At 71.3% G+C, this 21,213-nt stretch carries 19 protein-coding genes, 1 pseudogene and 1 riboswitch; of the genes and pseudogenes, 9 read left to right on the forward strand and 11 right to left on the reverse strand.

Annotated elements, in window-relative coordinates:
• Window positions 1-3: 3 nt before the first annotated feature.
• Entirely contained in the window at window positions 4-708 is a 705-nt protein-coding gene (locus tag FBZ33_RS33745) for a trypsin-like serine protease (protein ID WP_370453083.1), read from the forward strand.
• 125 nt (window positions 709-833) lie between these two features.
• A complete protein-coding gene (locus FBZ33_RS32740) occupies window positions 834-1,481 on the forward strand; it encodes a hypothetical protein (protein ID WP_185755282.1) in 648 nt (215 codons plus the stop codon).
• Window positions 1,482-1,557: 76 nt separating this feature from the next.
• Here FBZ33_RS32740 and FBZ33_RS12445 read toward each other — a convergent pair whose 3' ends face one another.
• The gene (locus FBZ33_RS12445; RefSeq protein ID WP_141909154.1) at window positions 1,558-4,341 is read right to left on the reverse strand and encodes an ATP-binding protein; all 2,784 of its coding nucleotides are present in this window, start codon (window positions 4,339-4,341) and stop codon (window positions 1,558-1,560) included.
• Between the two features lie 204 nt (window positions 4,342-4,545).
• On the opposite strand from FBZ33_RS12445, the gene FBZ33_RS12450 reads away from it, so the two are divergent.
• The gene (locus FBZ33_RS12450) at window positions 4,546-6,303 is read left to right on the forward strand and encodes a M28 family peptidase (protein ID WP_141909155.1); all 1,758 of its coding nucleotides are present in this window, start codon (window positions 4,546-4,548) and stop codon (window positions 6,301-6,303) included.
• A 63-nt stretch (window positions 6,304-6,366) separates the two neighbouring features.
• Here FBZ33_RS12450 and FBZ33_RS12455 read toward each other — a convergent pair whose 3' ends face one another.
• Entirely contained in the window at window positions 6,367-7,065 is a 699-nt protein-coding gene (locus tag FBZ33_RS12455; RefSeq protein ID WP_088947890.1) for an SDR family oxidoreductase, read from the reverse strand.
• 151 nt (window positions 7,066-7,216) lie between these two features.
• Here FBZ33_RS12455 and htpG point away from each other — a divergent pair, with 151 nt between their 5' ends.
• Complete coding sequence (gene htpG / locus FBZ33_RS12460) at window positions 7,217-9,145, forward strand: molecular chaperone HtpG (protein ID WP_141909156.1); 1,929 nt, start codon at window positions 7,217-7,219, stop codon at window positions 9,143-9,145.
• 65 nt (window positions 9,146-9,210) lie between these two features.
• Here htpG and FBZ33_RS12465 read toward each other — a convergent pair whose 3' ends face one another.
• Window positions 9,211-9,903: a nitroreductase family protein gene (locus FBZ33_RS12465; protein WP_141909157.1), complete on the reverse strand. Its 693-nt coding sequence runs from the start codon at window positions 9,901-9,903 to the stop codon at window positions 9,211-9,213.
• Entirely contained in the window at window positions 9,900-10,235 is a 336-nt protein-coding gene (locus tag FBZ33_RS12470) for a helix-turn-helix transcriptional regulator (RefSeq protein WP_141909158.1), read from the reverse strand. Before FBZ33_RS12470 ends, FBZ33_RS12465 begins: the two co-directional genes overlap by 4 nt.
• Before the next feature lie 65 nt (window positions 10,236-10,300).
• Between FBZ33_RS12470 and FBZ33_RS12475 the strand changes: the two genes are divergently transcribed.
• Both FBZ33_RS12475 and FBZ33_RS12480 read left to right on the forward strand, forming a co-directional pair.
• On the forward strand, window positions 10,301-10,963 hold the full coding sequence (locus FBZ33_RS12475) for a ThuA domain-containing protein (protein WP_141909159.1): 663 nt from the start codon (window positions 10,301-10,303) through the stop codon (window positions 10,961-10,963).
• A 154-nt stretch (window positions 10,964-11,117) separates the two neighbouring features.
• Window positions 11,118-11,290, forward strand: a riboswitch (cyclic di-AMP (ydaO/yuaA leader).
• Window positions 11,291-11,962 (forward strand): transglycosylase family protein, encoded by a 672-nt coding sequence (locus tag FBZ33_RS12480; protein WP_141909160.1) that lies wholly within the window; start codon window positions 11,291-11,293, stop codon window positions 11,960-11,962.
• A 126-nt stretch (window positions 11,963-12,088) separates the two neighbouring features.
• Here the strand turns inward: FBZ33_RS12480 and FBZ33_RS12485 are convergent, their stop codons facing one another.
• From FBZ33_RS12485 to FBZ33_RS12495, 3 genes are all read right to left on the reverse strand, one after another.
• Window positions 12,089-12,460 carry a hypothetical protein gene (locus tag FBZ33_RS12485; protein ID WP_141909161.1) on the reverse strand — a complete coding sequence of 124 codons (372 nt, stop codon included), beginning with the start codon at window positions 12,458-12,460 and terminating at the stop codon, window positions 12,089-12,091.
• A gap of 123 nt (window positions 12,461-12,583) precedes the next feature.
• Entirely contained in the window at window positions 12,584-13,771 is a 1,188-nt protein-coding gene (gene dinB / locus FBZ33_RS12490; RefSeq protein ID WP_099857385.1) for a DNA polymerase IV, read from the reverse strand.
• A 57-nt stretch (window positions 13,772-13,828) separates the two neighbouring features.
• Window positions 13,829-14,266 (reverse strand): VOC family protein, encoded by a 438-nt coding sequence (locus FBZ33_RS12495; protein WP_141909162.1) that lies wholly within the window; start codon window positions 14,264-14,266, stop codon window positions 13,829-13,831.
• 94 nt (window positions 14,267-14,360) lie between these two features.
• Here FBZ33_RS12495 and FBZ33_RS12500 point away from each other — a divergent pair, with 94 nt between their 5' ends.
• Complete coding sequence (locus FBZ33_RS12500) at window positions 14,361-15,335, forward strand: YafY family protein (protein ID WP_141909163.1); 975 nt, start codon at window positions 14,361-14,363, stop codon at window positions 15,333-15,335.
• On the opposite strand, the gene FBZ33_RS12505 is transcribed toward FBZ33_RS12500, so the two are convergent.
• The 4 genes from FBZ33_RS12505 to FBZ33_RS12520 form a co-directional block, all read right to left on the reverse strand.
• Window positions 15,230-15,826 carry a GNAT family N-acetyltransferase gene (locus tag FBZ33_RS12505; RefSeq protein WP_141909164.1) on the reverse strand — a complete coding sequence of 199 codons (597 nt, stop codon included), beginning with the start codon at window positions 15,824-15,826 and terminating at the stop codon, window positions 15,230-15,232. The genes FBZ33_RS12500 and FBZ33_RS12505 overlap by 106 nt on opposite strands.
• Window positions 15,823-16,344, reverse strand: a complete 522-nt coding sequence (locus FBZ33_RS12510; RefSeq protein WP_141909165.1) for a GNAT family N-acetyltransferase — start codon at window positions 16,342-16,344, stop codon at window positions 15,823-15,825. The genes FBZ33_RS12505 and FBZ33_RS12510 overlap by 4 nt, the downstream gene beginning before the upstream one ends.
• 195 nt (window positions 16,345-16,539) lie before the next feature.
• On the reverse strand, window positions 16,540-18,048 hold the full coding sequence (locus FBZ33_RS12515; RefSeq protein ID WP_370453084.1) for an FMN-binding glutamate synthase family protein: 1,509 nt from the start codon (window positions 18,046-18,048) through the stop codon (window positions 16,540-16,542).
• A 199-nt stretch (window positions 18,049-18,247) separates the two neighbouring features.
• Window positions 18,248-19,381, reverse strand: coding sequence for an N-acetylmuramoyl-L-alanine amidase (locus FBZ33_RS12520; RefSeq protein ID WP_141909167.1), 1,134 nt, complete (start codon window positions 19,379-19,381; stop codon window positions 18,248-18,250).
• A gap of 186 nt (window positions 19,382-19,567) precedes the next feature.
• On the opposite strand from FBZ33_RS12520, the gene FBZ33_RS12525 reads away from it, so the two are divergent.
• Window positions 19,568-20,038, forward strand: coding sequence for a DIP1984 family protein (locus FBZ33_RS12525; RefSeq protein WP_141909168.1), 471 nt, complete (start codon window positions 19,568-19,570; stop codon window positions 20,036-20,038).
• A 357-nt stretch (window positions 20,039-20,395) separates the two neighbouring features.
• A pseudogene (locus FBZ33_RS12530) lies at window positions 20,396-21,107 on the forward strand (hypothetical protein); the annotation flags it as partial.
• Between the last annotated feature and the right edge of the window lie 106 nt (window positions 21,108-21,213).

The raw sequence follows: 21,213 nt of genomic DNA on the forward strand, positions 1-21,213 counted from the left end.
TCGCTGTTCGCCGGCAGCCTGGCCGCGCCGGCCAGTACGACGTACACCTGGACCGGCGACTCCGACATCGAACCGTTGGTGGTCGGCGGCCGACCGGCGTCGGAGAACTACCCGTTCATGGTCTACGTCTCCGGCTGCACCGGCACGCTGATCAAGGGCAACTGGGCCGTCACCGCCAAGCACTGCTCGACGCCGTCCTCGGTGCGGGTGGGCAGCGTCAACCGCTCCAGCGGCGGGACTGTGGTGCGGGTGACCCGTGCGGTCAACCACCCGAGCGTCGACGTCAAGCTGCTGCAACTGGCCAGCTCGGTCACGTACGCCCCGGCACCGATCCCGAGCACCTCCGGGGCGGTCGGCACCGCCACCCGGATCATCGGCTGGGGCCAGACCTGCGCGCCCCGGGGCTGCGGATCGGCACCGGCGGTCGCCAACGAGCTGGACACGTCCATCGTGGCGGACAGTCGGTGCTCCGGCATCAACGGCCCGTACGAGATCTGCACCAACAACACCAACGGCAATTCCGGCGCCTGCTACGGCGACTCGGGTGGGCCGCAGGTGCGCCGCGTCAACGGAGTGTGGAACCTGATCGGCGCCACCAGCCGGGCCGGCAACAACAACTCCACCTGCGCCACCGGCCCGTCCATCTACGTCGACCTGCCGTCCATCCGGTCCTGGATCTCCACCCAGGTCGGCGGTCTGCCCGTCTGACCATCAAGGACAGTGCAGCGGGGGCGCGCGCACGACGCGTCCCCGCTCGCGGCGTGGTGGGGTCATCCCGCGCAGTCGCCCATGGGATACGGTGCGTGGCATCTCGACACATCCGAGGTGGACCCATGCCTGCCCTCGTCGCCCTCGCGCTGACCCTCGCTCTCGCGCCCACGCCGTCCCCGTCGGCCACCTCAGGTCCGGTCGCTGACCTCCTCGGTGGCGTCGGCCGGATCGTCGACGACCTCCTCGATGGCGGCGACCCGCCGAGCACGGCGCCAACCGCGCCCCTCACGCCGAGCCCGACGGCGGTCACTGACCAGCCCAGCCCGGTGCGGCCAACCGCGGCCCCCACGCCCGCGGGGTCGTCGGCCGCGGTCCAGGTCCCGGCCGCTCCGGTCGCACCGGCTCGCCCCGCCGGTGGCGAGGTCACCGGCACCCGGGAGGCAACCGTGCCCCGCCGTGACGGTGCCCCTCCCGCTCCGGTCACCCCGCCGTCGCTCGCCAGCCCCGCCCGCGACAGGTGGCCGCCGGTGTCCTACGTGCCGGTCCTGGCTGCCATGGTCGTGTTGGCCGTGTGGCTCCTGCGCCGTCGTCCGTCGGCCCCCGCCGCCGCACCCGCGCCGGATCTCGCACCCGCGCCCGATCCCGCACCCGCGCCGGATCCTGGACCCGTGCCGGACAATGTCAGCCGGTTGCCGACCAGCCTCAACGCGATCTACGAGCTGGGCCGGCTGGACGAGCGGCTCGCCCAGGAGCGCGGCCGCCCCACTTGATGAGGCGCGCCCACCGGCCTCGCTGCGCCGAGTAGGCACCACGGCCGCCGACTCTGACACCGTGCCGGCTGGTCGCTCAGGCCGGGTCGGCCAACCGGCGCTCGATGGTCACCGTCGTCCCCTCGAGGGTGGAGACCAGCCGCACGTCGCCGTACGCGTTCATCAGCAGCGCGCCGCGTCCCCGGTCCATCGCCGGTCGCCGGTCCCGCCAGGTGCCGAAGTCCCGCACCGAGATCCGGACCAGGCCGACACCTACCTGGACGCGCACCCGCACCTCCGGACGGCTGGGTCGCTGCGCGTGCTCGACGGCGTTGTTCATCGCCTCGGACGCGGCGAGCAGCAGATCCTCCAGCACGTCCGGGTCGACGTCGAGGTCGCCGAGCGTCCGCCGGACGTCCCGACGCATCATCGCGGCCGAGGTGGGTGCGGACGGGTACGCCCACCTGACGTCCAGGACGTCGCCGAGCCCGTCGCCCAGCCCGTTCCGGTCGGCCGGAGCCGCCGGCACCACTGACGTGTCGCCGACGGGTTCGACCGCCGAAGCCGGTGCGGTGGCGGCGACCTCGGCTGGTCGCGTCGTCGCCGATGCGGCGTCGACCGTCGCTGGATTGGCGGCGATGCGGTCGCGGGCTCGCCGGATGGCCGCGCGGATCCGCGCGATCAGCTCGGTCGCGGCGAACGGCTTCACCAGGTAGTCGTCGGCGCCCAGGCTCAGGCCCTCCACGCTGGCCTCACCGCCGGCACGGGCCGAGAGCACCAGCACCGGCAGTGCCCGGGTCGCCGAGTCCGCGCGCAGCCTGCGCAGCAGGTCGAAGCCGTCCATCACCGGCATCATCACGTCGGTCAGGACCAGGTCTGGCCGCTCCCGGTGGATCTCGTCGAGGGCCTGCCGGCCGTCCGTGACGGCCCGTACCCGCCAGCCCTGCCCGGTGAGCAGCCGGGTGAGGTACGCCCGCATGTCGCTGTTGTCGTCGGCGACCAGGATCCGGGACCCGGCCAGCTCGTCCACCGCCGGGCCGATCGTACGGTCGGGCTCCGTCACACTGCCGTCCGGTTCGGCGAGCCAACCCATCGCCTCCTCGACAGCGGCGCGGGCGGCGTCGCCCCGCCCGTTAACCGGCGGCCCGGTCAACGCCGTTCGGCGCGCCGCCGACCAGGGAAGCGCCACGGTGAAGGTGCTGCCGACGCCCACCCGGCTGGCCACCCGGACCTCGCCGCCCTCCAGCCGGGCCAACTCGTGCACCAGGGCCAGGCCGATGCCGGTGCCCTCGTGGCTGCGTGAGCGGGCGCCCCGCACCCGGTGGAAGCGTTCGAAGAGTTTCGGCAGGTCCTGGTCGCCGATGCCGATGCCGGTGTCGGCGACGGTGAGGCGTACCTCCTCGTCGTCGGTGTCCAGGGTGACCCGGATCCGGCCGATGAACGTGTATTTCAGAGCGTTGGAGAGCAGGTTGGTGACGATGCGTTCCCAGTTGACCGGGTCGATGGTGACCGGCCGTGGCAGCGGTGGGCAGGCCACCTCCAGGGTCAGCCCGGCCCGCTCGACGGCGGCCCGGAACACGCCGGCCAGCTCGGTGGTGAGCGCGGACAGGTCGACCGCGCGGGCCTCGCTGCGGGCCCGCCCGGCCTCCAGGCTGCTGAAGGTGAGGAGGCTGTTGACCAGCGTCAACAGTCGGGTGGCGTTGCGCCACGCGGTCTCCACCCGCTCCCGCTGCACGGGGGCCAGGGGCGCTGTGGCGTCGGTGAGGGCGTCGGCCAGTGGGCCGAGCATGAGGGTCAACGGGGTGCGGAACTCGTGGCTGACGTTGGCGAAGAAGTCGGTCTTGACCCGGTCCAGTTCGGCCAACGCCTCGACCCGGCGCCGCTCATCCTCGTACTCCTGGGCGTTGCGCAGCGCCACGGAGATCTGCTGCGCCAGCAGCTGGTTGAAGGACCGGTACGCCTCGTCGAGCCCTTGGCTGGGGCTGACCCCCGCCAGCAGGACACCGAGCGGCTGGTCCTCGTCGCCGGAGGGCAGTGGCAGCGCCAGCGCGGTGCGGACCGGGTCGCCCCACGGGCCGGCGGGCACTGGCAGCCGGTCGGCGACCTCGGTCACCTGGGTCGGGCGGCCCTCGGCGGCGTCCGGCAGCCCCCAGGCATATGCGACCGGGCCGGGGTCGGCCAGCCCGACGGTGTCCGGGAGTGCCCCCTCGTGTCCCTGGTCGCCGCCGGTGCAGGCGAGCCGCCGCAGCACGGTGCCGTCGCGCAGGTAGATGGCGGCGAACGGCACGTCCAGCGGGTGGCTGTCGATCGTGTCGATCAGCCGGGCGGCGGTGGCGTCCACGTCGACGGTGCGCCCGTCGCCGAGAACGGACAGGTCGCGCAGCAGGCGCAGACGGCGTTCGCCGACCACCTGCTCGGTGACCTCGCTGCAGACGGTGAACACCCCGACGGTGCGGCCCTCGTCGTCGCGGGCCGGCGCGTGCGAGACGCTGAAGTACGCCTCCTCGCGGTAGCCGGCCCGCTCCAGCAGCAGTTGCAGCGCGGGGACCCAGCTGGCCACCCCGGTCGCCATGGCCTGCTCGATCAGCGGGGCGAGCACGTTCCAGCCCTCGGCCAGGGTCACCCGCACGTCGTTGCCGAGCGCGGCGGGGTGCTTGTCGCCGATCAACGTGGAGTACGCGTCGTTGTAGAGCTGGGAGAAGTCGTCGCCCCAGAGCAGCAGCATGGGGTACCGGGAGGAGAGCACGAGCCGGACTGCGGCGCGCAGGCTCTGTGGCCATCCGCTGACCGGACCCAGTGGCGTACGGGCCCAGTCCAGCTCCGCCATCAGCCGACCGGTGTCTCCGCCGCCGCTGAACAGGTCGATGCTGGGTCGTGTCACGCTCGACCCGGCCCCATCGCTAGCCCCCGTTCCGGGCCCGACGACCCCTGCTGGCGTTACCTACCCATCCTGGCACCTCTACTCACCTGTGCCGCCGCCGGTACCCACCGTCGAAGCGGCGACGGTTCGGGACGAACGACCGATGCTCAAAGGATCGACATCTGTAAGTGTCTCGGGTATCTCTCCAACCCCCGAGGAGCCCCCATGAGAGGCAGAACGCTGAGCGCGGGAATCGCGCTTGCCGTGTTCGCCGGAATGACGGTGACGCTGGCTGCCCAGCCGGTAGCCGCGTCGCCCATGACCACGATGACGGAGGCCCGGCCGATCGCCGCGACCGCCGCCGCGTTGGCAGCACCGGACATCTCCGTCAGCAACGTCCAGGCCCACCTCACCCAGTTCAACAGCATCGCCACCAGCAACGGCGGTAACCGCAGGGCCGGCTCGGCCGGCTACACCGCCTCGCTCACGTACGTCAAGACCAGGCTCCAGTCGGCCGGCTACACCGTCAGCGAGCAGTACTGCTCCAGCTGCACGTACCCCTCGAACAACCTGATCGCCGAGTGGCCCGGCGGCCCGACCGACCAGGTGGTCATGTTCGGCGCCCACCTCGACGGCGTCTCGGCCGGCCCCGGCATCAACGACAACGCCACCGGCTCGTCCACCCTGCTGGAGAACGCGCTGGTGCTGGCCGCGCAGAACCCGACCATGACGAAGAAGGTCCGGTTCGCCTGGTGGACCGACGAGGAGCAGGGGCTCAACGGCTCCCGGTTCTACGTCAACTCGCTCAACACCACCCAGCGCGGCTACATCAAGGGCTACTACAACTTCGACATGGTCGGCTCGGTCAACGGCGGCTACTTCATCAACCGGGTCACCTCGACCACGGCGGCGCCGCTGAAGGCGTACTGGGACTCGTTGGGCCTTGCGCCGGAGGAGAACGTCGAGGGCCAGGGCCGATCCGACGACTACTACTTCCAGCAGGCCGGCATCCCCACCTCGGGCTACGCCGCCGGGGCCAGCGCCCGCAAGACCAGCTCCCAGGCGGCCAAGTGGGGCGGCACCGCCAACTCGGCGTACGACCCCTGCTACCACCGCGCCTGTGACACCACGGCCAACGTCAGCGCGACGGTGCTGAACAGGGCGGCCGACGGTGTCGCGTACGCGCTGTGGCAGCTCGCCGTGGGCGGCGGCACCCCCACCAACGACTTCTCCGTCGCGGTCAGCCCCACGACGCGCACCGTCGCGCGGGGCGCCAGCACCACCGCCACGGTCTCCACCGCCACCACGGCCGGCTCGGCGCAGTCGGTCAGCCTCTCCGCCTCCGGCGCGCCCAGCGGGGTGAGCGTCTCGTTCAGCCCGTCCTCGGTGACCTCCGGCGGCTCGTCGACGATGACCCTCACCGCGTCGTCAAGCGCCGCGACCGGCACCTTCACAGTGACGGTCAACGGCACCGGCTCGGTCACCCGCAGCGCCACCCTCACTCTCACCGTGACCGGCACCGGCGGCTGCGCGGCCACCCAGGTGATCGGCAACGGCGGCTTCGAGAGCGGCGCCACAGTGTGGACGGCGTCCTCCGGCGTTATCACCAACTCCAGCAGCAAGCCGGCCCGGACAGGGTCATACAAGGCGTGGCTCAACGGGTACGGCAGCACCCGCACCGAGACCCTGTCCCAGTCGGTGACAGTGCCCGCCGGCTGCGCCAGCTACACGCTGTCGTTCTGGACTCGCATCGACACCGCCGAGACGACCACGTCCACGGCGTACGACAAGCTGACCGTGCGGATGGGCTCGACCACGCTGGCGACGTACTCGAACCTCAACGCCTCCACCAGCTACGTCCAGCGCACGCTCAACGTTGCCGCGTACGCCGGGCAGACGGTGACGCTCACGTTCACCGGCACCGAGGACTCATCGTTGCAGACCAGCTTCGTGATCGACGACGTGACGTTGCAGGCGAGCTGACCGCGTACCCGCAGAAGCGAGCCGCCGCCGGGGCTTCCCGGCGGCGGCTCGTCGCGACGTGGGTCAGGGGAGCTGCGGGTAGAGCGCGGCGACGCCGCCGGCCAGCCCGGCCTGCACCTGGCGGCTGAGGTCGTCGGCGAGGATCTCGTACGCGTCGGCCTCGATGCCGTCCACCCCGATGCGGGCGATCGTCGCCGGGTCCAGTTTCGGGCCGGTGACGTCGGCGGCCATGTCGGTGTCCAGGTAGCCGACGTGCAGGCCGGAGACCCGGATGCCCCGCTCGGCGAGCTGGACGCGCAGGACGTTGGTCATCGACCACTCGGCGGACTTGGCGGCGCTGTAGGCCCCGTGGATCGGCAAGCCGAACCAGGACAGCACGGAGAGCACGTTGAGGATCGTTCCGCCGCCGTTGCCGGCGATGACCGGCGCGAACGCCCGGACCGTCGAGAGGGTGCCGATGTAGTGGGTCTCCAGCTCCAGCCGGACGAGGTCCAGGTCGCCGTCGAGCAGATCGGTCCGGGTGTCGATGCCGGCGTTGTTGATCAGCAGGTTCACGTTCCCCGCCAGCTCGGCGGCTGCGGCCACCGAGGCGGGGTCGGTGATGTCGAGGCGGACCGGTGTCACGCCGGGCAGGTCGACGCTGTCGGGGTTGCGGGCGCCGGCGTAGACGGTGGCGCCCCGGGCGAGGAGTTCAGCGGCCAGGTGTCGGCCGAGGCCACGGTTGGCGCCGGTGACGAGAGCGGTGCTTCCAGCGATCTTCATGGCCGTCACGCTATCCGACCTGACTTACGTTTACCAAAGTCAGCTACGTCACGACGGTGCCCCCCCCTGAATCGGGAATGCGACCCCGAGGCGGCCACAACCCTGCCGGTGACGGCTCGTATCCTTTCCGCGAACCTCCGCACGAGCCGAGATGGGAGACGGTGTGAGCAACCAGGCCGAAACGTTGGAATTCCAGGCCGAGGCGCGTCAGCTCCTCCAGTTGGTGGTCCACTCGATCTATTCGAACAAGGACGTCTTCCTGCGGGAACTCATCTCGAACGCGTCCGACGCCCTGGACAAGCTGCGACTGGCCACGCTTGTCGACAAGGACCTCGTCGCCGACACCGACGACCTGCACGTCGCCCTCGAGGTCGACCGGGACGCCCGCACCCTCGCCGTGCGGGACAACGGCATCGGGATGACCCGCGACGAGGTCGTCCAGCTGATCGGCACCATCGCCAAGTCGGGCACCGCCGAGCTGCTGCGCAAGCTGCGCGAATCCGCCGACGCCCACGCCTCGCAGGACCTGATCGGCCAGTTCGGCGTCGGCTTCTACGCGGCGTTCATGGTCGCCGACCGGGTCACCCTGCTGACCCGCAAGGCCGGCGAGACCGGCGGCACCCGCTGGGAGTCCACCGGCGAGGGCACCTACTCGATCGAGTCGGTCGACGAGGCGCCGCAGGGCACCACGGTGACCCTGCACCTCAAGCCGGTCGACACCGAGGACAACCTGCACGACTACACCGCCGAGTGGACCGTCCGGGAGATCGTCAAGCGATACTCCGACTTCATCGCCTGGCCGATCCGGATGAGCGTCGAGCGGCCCGGCGCCGACGGCGAGGCCGCCACCAGCGAGGTGCAGACCCTCAACTCGATGAAGGCACTCTGGGCTCGACCCCGCGACGAGGTCGACGCCGCCGAGTACAACGAGTTCTACAAGCACGTCAGCCACGACTGGGCCGACCCGCTCGAGGTCGTGCACATGAAGGGCGAGGGCACCTTCGAGTACGAGGCGCTGCTGTTCCTGCCCAGCCACGCCCCGCTCGACCTGTTCTCCCCGCAGGGCCGCCGCGGTGTCCAGCTCTACGTCAAGCGCGTCTTCATCATGGAGGACTGCGAGGCGCTGGTCCCGACCTACCTGCGCTTCGTCAAGGGCGTGGTCGACGCGCACGACCTGTCGCTGAACATCTCCCGCGAGATCCTCCAGCAGGACCGGCAGATCCAGATCGTCCGCCGTCGCCTGGTGAAGAAGATCCTCGCCACGGTCAAGGACCTCAAGGCCAACCACGCCGAGCGGTACCGCACCTTCTGGACCGAGTTCGGCGCGGTGGTCAAGGAAGGGCTGATCGACGACACCGACAACCGCGACACCCTGCTGGACCTCCTGTCGGTCGCCTCCACCCACGACCCCGCCGAGCCTACCGACCTGGCCGGCTACGTCTCACGGATGAAGGACGGCCAGAGCGACATCTGGTACGCCACCGGCGAGTCCCGGGCCGCCATCGAGAACTCGCCGCACCTGGAGGCGTTCCGGGCCAAGGGTCACGAGGTGCTGCTGCTCACCGACCAGGTCGACGAGGTGTGGGTCGAGCGGGTCGGCGCGTACGACGGTCGGCCGCTGCGGTCCATCGCCAAGGGCGAGATCGACCTGGACACCGACGAGGAGAAGCAGCAGGCCGAGGCCGAGCGCGAGCAGCAGCGGCAGGAGTTCGCCGCCCTGCTCGACTGGCTGGGCGCCACCCTGACCGACAGCGTCCGGGAGGTGCGTCTGTCGTCGCGACTGACCACCTCGCCGGCCTGCGTCGTCGGCGACGCCCACGACCTCACGCCGACCCTGGAGAAGATGTACCGGGCGATGGGGCACGAGGTTCCCCCGACCAAGCGGATCCTGGAGATCAACCCCGGTCACCCGCTGGTGTCCGGGCTGCGCAAGGCCCACGAGCAGGGCAGCGACCAGGCGGCCCTGACCGAGACCGCCGAGCTGCTCTACGGCCTGGCGGTGCTCGCCGAGGGCGGTGAGCTGACCGACCCGGCCCGCTTCACCCGGACGCTCGCCGACCGGCTGGCGCGCACCCTATAGCTGGCGTACCCGTCAAGCGGCGGGCTTCCCGGGTTACCGGGTGGCCCGCCGCCGGCGGTGGCCGGCTACCAGCGGTTCCAGTGGGCGAACCCGTCCGCGTCGGCCCGCGGACCGGGCTTGAAGTCGGTGCCCAGGGTGTACGCCACCGGCGTGAGCGCCACCTGCACGACGGTGTCGTAGGGGATGCCGAGCAGGTCTGCCATCTCCCTTTCGTAGCTGAGATGGCTCGTGGTCCACGCGGTGCCGAGCCCGCGTTCCCGGGCGGCCAGCATGAAGCTCCAGAACGCCGGGATGACCGAACCCCAGGCCCCGGCCTGCCCGCGCACGCTGGCCAGCTCGGCGCGGGACTCGACCCGCAGGCAGGGGATGAGCAGCAGCGGCACCTCGTGCAGGTGGTCCGCCAGGTGTTGCAGGCTGCCGGCGATCCGGCCCCACTGCTCGGAGGCGAAGTCCATCCGGCTGAAGGCCGGCCCGGTGCCGCCCGACGCGGGTGGCGATGCCATCAGCCCGAGTCGCCACAGTCGGGCGACGGCGGCCCGGGTCTGCGGATCCTCGACGAAGATGAAGTCCCAGCGTTGCCTGTTGCGGCCGCTGGGGGCCTGAAGCGCGATGCGCAGGCAGTCCTCGATCACGTCACGGGGGACCGGGCGTCCCAGGTCGAGACGCTTGCGGACGGCGCGGGTCGTGCTCAGGACCTCGTCGGCGGACAGGCCCAGTGTGCGCGGCCCGCTCTGCCCGGCCGGTTTGGTGTCGCTCATGCGGGAACTCCCACTCGTTCTGTCAGCTCGAGGTTGGCGATGACCGCGGGAAGGAGCCCGGGAAACCGGTCATTGATGTCGTCCGCACGCAGTTCGTGTCTCCGGAAGCTGCCGTTGGGCGTGACACGGAGGACGCCGGCTGCCCGCAGCACCTTCAGGTGATGCGACAGCGTGGACATGCTCACCTCGGACAACGCGTCGAACTTCCCGCAGACGACCCCACCGGCCTGCGCCAACTGTCGTACGACACTCAGGCGCACCGGGTCGGCGAGGGCGCCGAGCACGGTGGCGAGGTCGACCGAGGCGAGATCGGGATGATGCAGGGCTCTCATGGACGCCATGCTAGCTTTGGTTTCGTGATTTCGAAAATCTTCCAAATGAAGAGCGGAGCACGGTCATGCCGGTCGAAACAGTGATCTTCAGCGGGGAGGGCCGGCACGCCGATCCCTGGCACCCGTTGGCCGAGACCAGCGCGGCGATCGCCCAGCTCGTCGGCGACGCGGGCCCGGTGGCGATCGTGACCACCGTCGACCAACTCGCGGCCGCACTCGACGGTGCCCGCCTCCTGGTAGTGAACGCCAGCGCCGACCGCACGACCCCGATCCCGCAGGACGAGGAGTTCGGCCGCGTCCTCGACGCCTTCCTGGCCCGTGGCGGCAGCCTGCTCGCCACGCACAGCGCGACGATCGCGTTTCCCCAGCTCGCGACCTGGCGGTCCACGGTCGGCGCCGCCTGGGACCACGGTCGGACCTTCCACCCGCCGATCGGAACCAGCCTCATCCGACGCACCGACATCGAGCACCCGATCACTACCGGTCTCGTGGACTTCGAGGTGCACGACGAGCGCTACACCGACCTGGAGTTGCTCGACGGCGTCGACGTCGAGACTCTCTACGTCCACGACGAGGGCGGCGACACCCACCCGCTCGTCTGGGCGCGCACGGCCGGGAGCAGCCGGATCGTCTACAACGCACTCGGTCACGACGCCCGGTCGTACGAGTCGCCGGGGCACGTCGAGCTGCTGCGGCGCATCGTGCTCTGGCTCCGTCACCGCATCTGATCCGCAACGGTCCACGGTGGTCACTGCACACCGACCGGCCGCCCGCAACCGCTGCGGGTGACGCCCCGCGTGCCCCGGTGAAGAACTTCACAGGGGTTGGGCGATCGTCACCGACCGTGCCTAACGTCGGTCGGGTTCGCCACTGCGGACACCACGGCCGGCAACGCCAAATCCTGCCCCCGGTCGGTGGAACCCAGTCACCCGGGCAGGAGCGGGGGACCCAAACGTTCCTCGGTGCACGTCACCTCGGGGTGAAGCCGCGATCGTGCGGCCGGGCTCCTCGGCCCGAACCCGACAGCTCACCTCGCCGGCGTGGAGGAAGTTCACATGACGTCTGTCTACACGCCCCGTCACCGACGGGTCACCACCCGCCGTCTCGCCGTCGGCACCCTGGCCGTCGGTGCGGTCACCGGTGCTGTGGCCCTCTTCGGCCCGGCCGCCCCCGCGCAGGCCGCGGTCAACTGGGACGCGATCGCCAAGTGCGAGTCCGGCGGTAACTGGAAGATCAACACCGGCAACGGCTACTACGGTGGCCTGCAGTTCTCCCAGAGCACCTGGGCCGGCTACGGCGGCAAGAAGTACGCCGCCCGCGCCGACCTGGCCAGCCGCGGCGAGCAGATCGCCATCGCCGAGAAGGTGCTCGACGGGCAGGGCATCGGCGCGTGGCCGACCTGCGGCAAAAAGGGCGGTTCGTCCGGCGGCTCCGCCACGAAGCCGTCGACGAAGTCCACGCAGAAGCCCACCGCGAAGTCCACGGCGAAGCCCACCGAGCAGCAGGAGCGGCCCTCGCGGCGGGAGCAGCCGGCGACCCGCAACCACGAGCGCACCGCGCCGACCACGGGCGGCCAGACGTACCTGGTCAAGCCGGGCGACACCCTGTCGGAGATCGCCGACAGCCACCGGGTGGCCGGCGGTTGGCAGGCGCTCTACGAGCACAACCAGCAGCTGATCGGGGCCGACCCGGGCCTGATCTTCCCGGGTCAGCGGCTCAGCCTCTGACGGTCTTCCCGGGTCAGCGGCTCAGCCTCTGAGGGATGACACACGAACGCTCGGCCGGGTCACCGGCCGAGCGTTCGTACGTGTGGTGCGGATCAGCCCGAGCGCCCGTACCCCGGGGGGAAGCCGTCACGCCGCGGAGGCGGATGCCTTCGACCCTCGGTGCGACGCGACCGGGCCGGCGTTCCAGCCCCAGCGGGGCGCCGGTGCGCTGCCCTCCCCGGACCAGCCCGTGCCGCCCTCCTCGTTGTCGCCGCCGTCGATGGTCACCTCGCCCGGGGCGGGTGTGCTGCGGGCCAGTCGCATCGACTGCTCCGCGCCGGCGCGGGCCGCGCACGGCCAGGACTGCCCGGCGCACTGAAGGTTGCGGCACCGACCCTCGTCGTCCGGCTCGTGGGCGCTCAGCACGTCGATCGCCAGTTGCCAGAGCAGCGGGTCTGTCACGTCGTGCGGCCGCTCGGCAGTGCGACTCGGCCGGTTGCTGGTGTCGTCGTCGGACATTGTGGGTCCCCCCTTGTCAGGCTGTACCCCACAAGGGTCACCCGTCAGCCGCCGGTTAAACCGCCGACCTGCTGTGATGTGTCTCCGGTCGCAGCGTTCGCCGGGACGCCGCACGCAGATCGGTCAATCCGGCAGCAGCGGCATCTCGACGCCCGGCTCCCGGCCGAGCAGGACCGCTCGGGTCAGCGCCGTTGAGCCGAACCGGTCACGGACCGCGTCCACCGCAGCGTCCAACTCCGCGCCCGGATCGCGGTGAAACGGCAGCTCCGGTTGCACGGGGTTGTCGTCCAGGTTGCCCACTGAGACACCGATCAGGGTGACACCACGACGATCGATCTCGGTCAGCGCGGCTCGCAGCAACGCGCGCGCGGCGGCGAGCAGCGGCGTCGTGTCGGCGGTCGCCTTGCCGATGGTGTGCGAGCGAGTGGCCCGGGTGTAGTCGCCGAAGCGCAGCCGCAACACCACGGTGCGACCGGAGCGCCCAGCCGCCCGCATGCGGCGGCTGACCCGGTCGACCAGGCCGGCGAGGATGGCATCCAGCTCCGCCGGGGCATGCGGCGTGCGGCTCAGCGCATGCTGCGCGCCCATCGAACCGCGTCGACGGCCGACCTGCACCGAGCGAGGATCGCGGTTGTGCGCCAGAGCGTGCAGGTGCCGGCCGGCGCCCGAGCCGAGCAGCGACACCAGGGCGGCCTCACCGAGCCGGGCCACCTCACCGACCGTACGGATCCGGCGTTCCCGCAGCTTCGCTGAGGTGACCGGCCCGACGCCCCACAACCGCTCGACCGGCAGTGGGTGCAGGAACGCCAACTCGGCGTCCGGTGCGACCACCAGCAGACCGTCCGGCTTCGCCACCCCGCTGGCCACCTTCGCCAGGAACTTCGTGCGGGCCACACCCACCGTGATCGGCAGGTGGACCCGTTCACGAACCTCCCGGCGCAGCCGCTCGGCGATCTCGGCCGGCGACCCGACCAGCCGCCACAGGCCACCGACGTCCAGGAACGCCTCGTCGATGGAGAGCCCCTCGACCAGTGGCGTGGTCTGCCGGAAGATCTCGAAGACCGCCCGGCTCGCCGCCGTGTACGCCGACATCCGGGGCGGCACCACGATCGCGTCCGGACAGAGGCGGCGCGCCTGCTGACCACCCATCGCGCTGCGTACGCCTCGCGCCTTCGCCTCGTAACTGGCCGCGAGGACCACGCCGCCCCCGACGATCACCGGCCGCCCCCGCAGGCGCGGGTCGTCACGCTGCTCGACCGACGCGTAGAAGGCGTCCAGGTCGGCGTGCAGGATGCTGGCGCCGGGCGACACGTACACATGTTCGCATGGCGGGTGGCCATCTCTGCAATGAGCTGGGCGAACGTCCGATCAGTCGAGGCAGAACTCGTTGCCCTCCGGGTCGGCCATGACGAGGTGACCGGCGCCCAGTGGGGGAGCGGGCTCGTGGCGACTGAGTCGGGTGGCGCCGTATGCGGCGAGTCGTTCCGCCTCCGCCTCCAGCGCCGCCATCCGCTCGTCACCCGTGAGCCCGGGAGCGGCCCGCACATCGAGGTGTACGCGATTCTTCACCTGCTTGGGCTCGGGCACCCGCTGGAAGAACAGGCGCGGTCGCACACCCTCGGGGTCGACCACCGCTGAGGCGTCGTTGCGGTTCTCCGGCGGGACCCCCATCGCGTCCAGCGCCTGCTCCCACGACTCGAAGTTTCCGGGCGGTCCCTGCAACTGGTAGCCGAGGGCCTCGGCCCAGAACTCGGCCAACCCGGCGGGGTCGGCGCAGTCGAAGGTGATCTGGACGTCGCGGGCCATGTCAGCTCCCTGTCTCGTGATCTGGTCGGTCATGATCCCAGCCTCTCGTGAATAGCGGACAGGATCGTTCCGCGATCCGTGCGACGATCGGCGCGTGACCGTCGAGGCAACGACCGAGCGGGTGCTGCGGTTGCTGGCGCTGCTCCAGCGGCGACCATCCTGGACGGCCGCCGACCTCGCCGCTGAGCTGGGCGTCACCGACCGCTGCGTCCGCCGCGACGTGCAACGACTGCGCACACTCGGCTATCCCGTGCAGGCGGTGTCGGGCGTCGGCGGTGGCTACCAGCTCGGCGCGGGCACCCGGCTGCCGCCGTTGCTCCTCGACGACGAGGAGGCCATCGCGACGGCGGTCTCCCTGCGCCTCGCCTCGGGCGGCACGATCGCCGGAGCGGGCGAGGCGGCCCTGCGGGCGCTCGCGAAGCTCGACCAGGTGATGCCGTCGCGGTTGCGTGCCGAGGTGCGGGCGGTGCACGGCGCCACGGAGACGCTCCTGGGCCCCGTGGCCGAGATCGACGCGGAGCTGCTGGTGACCCTGGCGCGGGCCTGTCGCGACGCGCTGCGGGTCCGCTTCACCTACGCCGGCCGCGACGGTGGGGACCGCGAACGGACGGTGGAACCGATCCGGATGGTCACCACAGGTCGCCGCTGGTATCTGATGGCCTGGGACGTCGACCGCGACGACTGGCGTACGTTCCGGCTCGACCGGATGGGCGCGGCGACCGCGACGACCTGGCGCTTCCGAGCGCGCGAGCATCCGGATCCGGTCGCCTACGTGCAGCGGTCGGTGACCGAGGCGCCGTACCGGTATCTCGCCCGCGTGCGGGTGCACGCCCAGCCGGACCGGGTGCGGGCGTTGGTGCCACCGCAGGTCGGGCGGGTCGAGGACGACCGCGACGGATGGTGCGTGCTGGTCGTCGGCGGCGAGAGCCTGGACTGGCTCGCCGCGCATCTGGCACGCCTCGATCACGAGATGGAGGTGCTGGAGCCTCCCGAGTTGCGCGAGGCCGTCGGCCGCCTCGCCCGTCGCCTCGCCGTGCTGGCGGGTGGGCCATCGGAGCCGGGCGGGTAGTGGCGCAGCGCGTAGTGCAGCAGCGACACCGGGCTGCCGTCCGGGGCGGTCCATGGTGCCGTGCTCGTCCCGACGCGCCGCCAGCCGGTGCGCTCGTAGAGCGCGGCGGCCGCAGCACCACCGGCGGCCAACTCCAGCACCAGGTCCGTACCGCGTCTGCTCGCCCACTGCCGGGCCCGGTCCAGCAGCGCGCTGCCCAGCGCCAACCCTCGGGCGGACGGCACCACGAAGAGGCGAGCCACCTCGGCCGTCGGCCGGGCCGGCGGCCCGCCCACCGGGTCGGGGATCCGATGCACCGCGACATGCCCCACGACGGCCCCGTCGGCGTCGACCGCCACCCAGGCGCGCGCCGGGTGCGGCTCGCGCAGCCAGCGGTGCGGGTCGGCGGGCCAGTTCAGCGGGTACCTGTCGACCCGGTGAACCTCGGCGAGCCCCGCGACGCAGCCGTCCAGGTCGGTGGCGCGCCGCCGGCGGATCCGGGGCTGGTTCACAGGTCGTCGAACGGGCCGGCGTAGCGGAATTCACCGCGGATCGACTCCCGCCACGCGGTCAGCGGCCGGGCCTGGAAATACTGCGGCCCCCACGGCTGCGGCGGGGTGACGCCCAGCTCGACGGCGGGCCGGAACCCGAAGCGTGGGTAGTAGTCAGGGTGCCCGAGCAGCACCACGAGCGGCTCGTCCCGCGCGTCGGCCGCGCCGAGCACCGCGTGCATCAACGCGTGGCCCACCCCACGGCGCTGCCAGTCGGGCAGCACACCGAGCGGCCCCAGCCCGAGCGCCACCGGCTCGCCGGCCACCCGGCCGCGGGTGGCCACCACGTGCCCCACCACCTGGCCGTCCGGATCGGTCGCCACCAACGAGTACGCGGGCAGCCAACCCTCGTCAGCGCGCAGCGCGTCGACCAGTGTCGCCTCGACCGGTACGCCAGCGCCGTCGGTCCTGGCGAAGGCGGCGGAGTGAACCGCCCGAATGGCGTCGGCGTCGGCGTCCGTCTCGCGTCTGATCAGCACCGCGCCACCATAGGCCCACCGTGTCGCCGGCTCCACGCCTTTATCACCTGCGCCGATGTGTCGACGGTCGTCGCTTCGGAGTCATGCCGGCGGGCACGCGCGGCGGGCATGACGCGAAAACGACTGATGACTGTGAGGCATAAATATGCCTCACAGTCATCAAGCTCATGGGCCCAAGGGCTCGGACCTGGGACCTCAGCCCACGGCGGTGGCCGAGGGTGGGGCGCTGCCGCCCTGGGGCACCTCCGGAGTCATCAGCCGGATGATCTCCGCCCGGTCGGCCGGCGAGGGCATACCCCATTCGGGCCGGTAGCCGTACACCTCATGCAGTGGGGTGGAGCAGGTGCGGCCGTTCAGGATCTCCACGGCGTCGGTGCCGATCAGGCCGGGGTGTTCGACGCCGCAGGCCTCGGCGACCTTGGTCAGGTCGCGGCGCAGCGTCTGCAGGTAGTTGGCCGCCCGGACCGACTTCAATGCCGGGTCCAGGCCCCGGGTGAGCCACGTGTTCTGCGTCGCGACACCGGTGGGGCAGGTGTCGGTGTGGCACTTCTGTGCCTGGATGCAGCCGATCGACAGCATCGCCTCCCGGCCGACGTTGACCAGGTCGCAGCCGAGCGCGAAGGCCACGATGGCGTTGTCCGGCAGGCCGAGTTTGCCGCCGCCGATGAAGACCACCTGCTCGTGCAGGTCGTGCTCGGCGAACACCTTGTAGACCCGGGAGAAGCCCTGCTGGAACGGGAGCGACACCGAGTCGGTGAAGATCAGCGGCGCGGCGCCCGTCCCACCCTCGCCACCGTCGATGGTCACGAAGTCGACGCCTCGGCCGGTGTCGCGCATCAGGGTGGCCAGCTCCTGCCAGAAGCCCAGGTCACCGACCGCCGACTTGATGCCGACCGGCAGGCCCGTCTCGGCGGCCAGCAGCTCCACCCAGTCGAGCAGGCTGTCGCAGTCGGAGAACTCGGCGTGCCGGGACGGGCTCACGCAGTCCTGACCGGCCGGGATGCCCCGGGTGGCGGCGATCTCGGCGGACACCTTCGCCCCCGGCAGCAGCCCACCGAGGCTCGGCTTGGCGCCCTGGCTCAGCTTGATCTCCAACGCCTTGACCGGTGCGCCAGCCACCAGGTCCTTCAGTCGGTCGAGGCTGAACCGGCCGTGTTCGTCGCGGCAACCGAAGTACGCCGTTCCGAGTTGGAAGACCAGGTCACCGCCGTTGCGGTGGTACGGCGACAGGCCACCCTCGCCGGTGTTCTGCAGGCAGCCGGCGAGTGCGGCCCCCTTGTTCAGTGCGGTGATGGCGTTGCCGGAGAGCGAGCCGAAGCTCATGCCGGAGATGTTGACCACCGACTCCGGGCGGAACGCGCGGGCCCGCCCCCGGGCCGCGCCGAGCACCTTCGCCGACGGCAACCGCACGTCGTGCCCGGCGGCGGGTGTCGACGGCGGCACGGCCCTGCCGAACGTGCGGTGCTTGATGATCGGGTAGCCGGGGGTGTACTCGATGTCGTTGTCAGTGCCGAAGCCGAAGTAGTTGTTCTCCTGCTTCGCCGACGCGTACACCCAGCGGCGTTGGTCGCGGGTGAACGGCCGTTCCTCGTTGTTGCCGGCGACGATGTACTGCCGTAACTCCGGGCCGATCGCCTCCAACAGGTAACGGGCGCGACCGAGCACCGGATAGTTGCGCAGCAACGCGTGGTCGCGCTGGATCAGGTCCCGCGCGGCGAGCGCCGCGACGGCGGCGGCGACAGCGGGTACGGCTCGACGGGCTCATTTCATGCCCGGCACTCTTTCCGCCCGCACCTCCGGCCAAACCGGCCCCGCCGATTCAATGCGCTGGTCAGGACCGGGGCGGGGACCAGGAGGCACGCCCGGCGGCGGTGCGGGGCGTGCCCGCACCGCCGCCACGGGCTCAGCGACGCCGGAAGGACTCGCGGACCGACCCGCCGACCACCGTGCACCACGTGCTCGTGCTGAGCTTGCCGTTGCGGGGCAGGCCGTGCAGTGCCTGGAGGTCCTGCACCGCGGCCCGGGTGGCGTGGTCGTAGGCACCGGTGACGGTGACCGCGTACCCCTTCGTGGCGAGGATTTCCTGCACCGCCGTGACCGGCGCGCCGGTGGCGTGCTGGTCCAGCTCGGGGACCAGGGTCTCCCAGGTCGGCGTGGTGAGGGTGGCGTCCACGTCGACCGCGATGCCGTTGCGGGCCTGCCAGTCCTGCACGGCCGCCACGGTCGCCGCGTCGAAGGTGCCGCTGACCGTCACCGCGTAGCCCCGGAACGCGAGCAGGTGCTGCACCACCCGGACCGAGGGAGAGTTGACGAACCGCCACAGGTCCGGCCAGCGGCGGGCCGGCACGTCGCCCAGCGTCGTGCCGAGGGCGGCGTGCACCCGCCGACGCAGCTCGGGGAACTGCCGGTAGAAGGCCGCGCCCGGGCACTCGGTGGTGCGGAAGTCCCAGTGGCCGAAGATGTCGTGGGCGTGCAGCCCGTACTGCCGGCAGATCGCGACACAGAGCTTGACCAGCGAGTCCGTCAGCGCCTTCGGCGGCGTCTCGGTGACGTAGGTGCCCTCGTTCTCGATGCCGATGGCCCGGCCGTTCTCGCCCGGGCAGTGCGCCGAGATCATCTGGCGGTCGCCGGCTTCGAGGCGCTCCAGGCTGCCCCGGCGACCCTCCAGCACGTAGCCGCCGCGGCTCACCGTGAAGTGCTGGCCGGTGTCCGACCAGCCGTTGCCGTCCATGTGCAGGTCCTGGCACTCGTGGGCCAGTTTGACCGCCTGCTCGCGGGAGTAGTCGGTGACGTTCGGAAACGCCATGTGGTGCACGATGATCTTGTTGGTGGCGATGGCGCTGACCGACAGCGGGTCCTTCGGCGGACGGGCGGCCCACTCGTCGCAGCTGATGATCCAGTCCAGGTCGGCGCCGGGGGCGGCGGCCTGCGCCGAGGTGGGGAAGGCCAGTTCGCTCCCGACGACGGCGACCGTGGCGGCGCCGAGACCGGCTCGCAGCAGTGTCCGGCGATCCACTTCGGAATGGTCGACGTGCATGACATCTCCTCCTGCGGCCGACGGCGTGGGATGAAAAGTAGCTCCAGTGGCCGCACGCACTCCGGAGAATATTGCCAAGACCCGGGCGCGCGCCAGAGGGCGCCCGACCTCGGGTGGGTGGCCGGAAAACGGGTCGGCCTAAAGATCAATGTTCGGCTAGCCTGGCCGCTGACTCGGGGGTGGAAGATGAAACTTGGTGAGGCGCTGGCAGACCGCGCCGAGGCGGTACGACGAATCGAGCAGCTGCGAACCCGGATCAACGGCAGCGCCCGGTACCAGGAGGGTGAACTGCCTCCGGAGGACGCTGCGGCGCTCCTGACCGAGCTGGACCAGGTCCTCGACAACCTGGAGACACTGATCCGGCGGATCAACCGGACCAACGCCACGGTGCCGGTCGACGACCGTGGCACGCTCACCGACGCGTTGGCCCGGCGGGATGTGCTACGGCTGCGGCACGCTGCCATGACGGCGGCCGCAGACGCCGCCGCCGGCAGCGGGCGTGGTCACCTGGCCCGGCAGCTCCGCTCCGAGCTGAAGATGCTCGCCGCGCTGCCGGTCGCCGAACTCCGGGAGCGGGCCGACGGACTCGCCAGCGAGCTGCGCCAACTCGAGGTGCAGATTCAGCGCACCAACTGGGAGGCTGACCTGCTGGAGTGACCGACTCCAGCAGCGATGTGGAGCAGGTAGCCGTCGTGGAGGCGTGTACAAACAGGCCCGGGCTGCAATCCCGGATCCTCTCCTGGCGCGCGGTGGGCAGCGCGGGGTTCGACTCCCCAGGCACGACGCAGCCCAGCACCGAGGACAGGTAACGCCGCAGCACGTACACCACATCACCACGTACAGATCCACGACGGCGAGGGTGGGCTCGGGGCACTCCACATCCGCGCGATCGCGTGCTGGTCACTCACCATCATGCGACCGAGAGGCAACCCCGCCTGGTCGGCGTTTCCGCGACTCGGGTCGGGGGTAGGTCGGGGCTGACCATCCCGGCTGCCCGCATGAAGGAATGACCATATGAGTGACAACGTCAGCGACGCGGTGGGCGACGCCCTCCGATCGGTGATGCTCTTCCTGCCCAAGGCCGTCGCCTTCCTGGCGATCCTGGTGGCGGGATGGCTGATCGCCAAGGCCGTACTGAAGATCGTGGAAAAGGTCCTGGAACGGGTGGGCTTCGACCGCGCCGTCGAACGCGGCGGCATCCGCCGCGCGTTGAGTCGCTCCCGGTACGACGCCAGCGACATCGTCGCGAAGCTCGTCTACTACGGGTTGCTGCTGTTCACCCTGCAACTCGCCTTCGGCATCTGGGGGCCCAACCCGATCTCCGACCTGCTTGGCGCGGTGATCGCGTGGCTGCCGCGCGCGTTCGTCGCGATCGTCATCGTCGTGGTGGCCGCCGCGATCGCCAACGCGGTCAAGGACATCATCAGCGGCGCGCTCGGCGGCCTGTCGTACGGCCGGGTGCTGGCCACCATCGCCTCGGTGTTCATCCTCGGCCTCGGCGTCATCGCCGCGCTGAACCAGATCGGGGTGGCCACCGCGGTCACCACCCCTGTTCTGATCGCGGTGCTGGCCACGATCGGCGGCATCCTCGTCGTCGGGGTCGGCGGTGGCCTGATCCGTCCGATGCAGAATCGTTGGGAGGCGTGGCTGACCCGCGCCGAGCAGGAGTCGCAGCAGATCGCCGCGCACGCCCGCGCCTACCGCGAGGGGCGCCGCGACGCCGAGGCCGAGCTGGCCCGGGCGTCCGCCGCCCCCGCCGAGCCGGCCCGGCCGCCGTTCGTCGCCGACGACCCGGAGCGCACCCAGATGCTGACGCGACCGACCGACACGGA

The organism is Micromonospora sp. A202, assembly GCF_006715105.1.
GTDB classification, from domain to species: Bacteria; Actinomycetota; Actinomycetes; order Mycobacteriales; family Micromonosporaceae; genus Micromonospora; species Micromonospora zamorensis.

What these genes read in the sequence shown, in the direction of transcription:
- FBZ33_RS32740 (WP_185755282.1), top strand. Translation starts at nt 834, where the DNA reads ATGCCTGCCCTCGTCGCCCTCGCGCTGACCCTCGCTCTCGCGCCCACG.
- FBZ33_RS12450 (WP_141909155.1), top strand. Translation starts at nt 4,546, where the DNA reads ATGAGAGGCAGAACGCTGAGCGCGGGAATCGCGCTTGCCGTGTTCGCC.
- FBZ33_RS12455 (WP_088947890.1), bottom strand. Translation starts at nt 7,065, where the DNA reads ATGAAGATCGCTGGAAGCACCGCTCTCGTCACCGGCGCCAACCGTGGC.
- htpG (WP_141909156.1), top strand. Translation starts at nt 7,217, where the DNA reads ATGGGAGACGGTGTGAGCAACCAGGCCGAAACGTTGGAATTCCAGGCC.
- FBZ33_RS12465 (WP_141909157.1), bottom strand. Translation starts at nt 9,903, where the DNA reads ATGAGCGACACCAAACCGGCCGGGCAGAGCGGGCCGCGCACACTGGGC.
- FBZ33_RS12470 (WP_141909158.1), bottom strand. Translation starts at nt 10,235, where the DNA reads ATGAGAGCCCTGCATCATCCCGATCTCGCCTCGGTCGACCTCGCCACC.
- FBZ33_RS12475 (WP_141909159.1), top strand. Translation starts at nt 10,301, where the DNA reads ATGCCGGTCGAAACAGTGATCTTCAGCGGGGAGGGCCGGCACGCCGAT.
- FBZ33_RS12480 (WP_141909160.1), top strand. Translation starts at nt 11,291, where the DNA reads ATGACGTCTGTCTACACGCCCCGTCACCGACGGGTCACCACCCGCCGT.
- FBZ33_RS12485 (WP_141909161.1), bottom strand. Translation starts at nt 12,460, where the DNA reads ATGTCCGACGACGACACCAGCAACCGGCCGAGTCGCACTGCCGAGCGG.
- FBZ33_RS12495 (WP_141909162.1), bottom strand. Translation starts at nt 14,266, where the DNA reads ATGGCCCGCGACGTCCAGATCACCTTCGACTGCGCCGACCCCGCCGGG.
- FBZ33_RS12520 (WP_141909167.1), bottom strand. Translation starts at nt 19,381, where the DNA reads ATGCACGTCGACCATTCCGAAGTGGATCGCCGGACACTGCTGCGAGCC.
- FBZ33_RS12525 (WP_141909168.1), top strand. Translation starts at nt 19,568, where the DNA reads ATGAAACTTGGTGAGGCGCTGGCAGACCGCGCCGAGGCGGTACGACGA.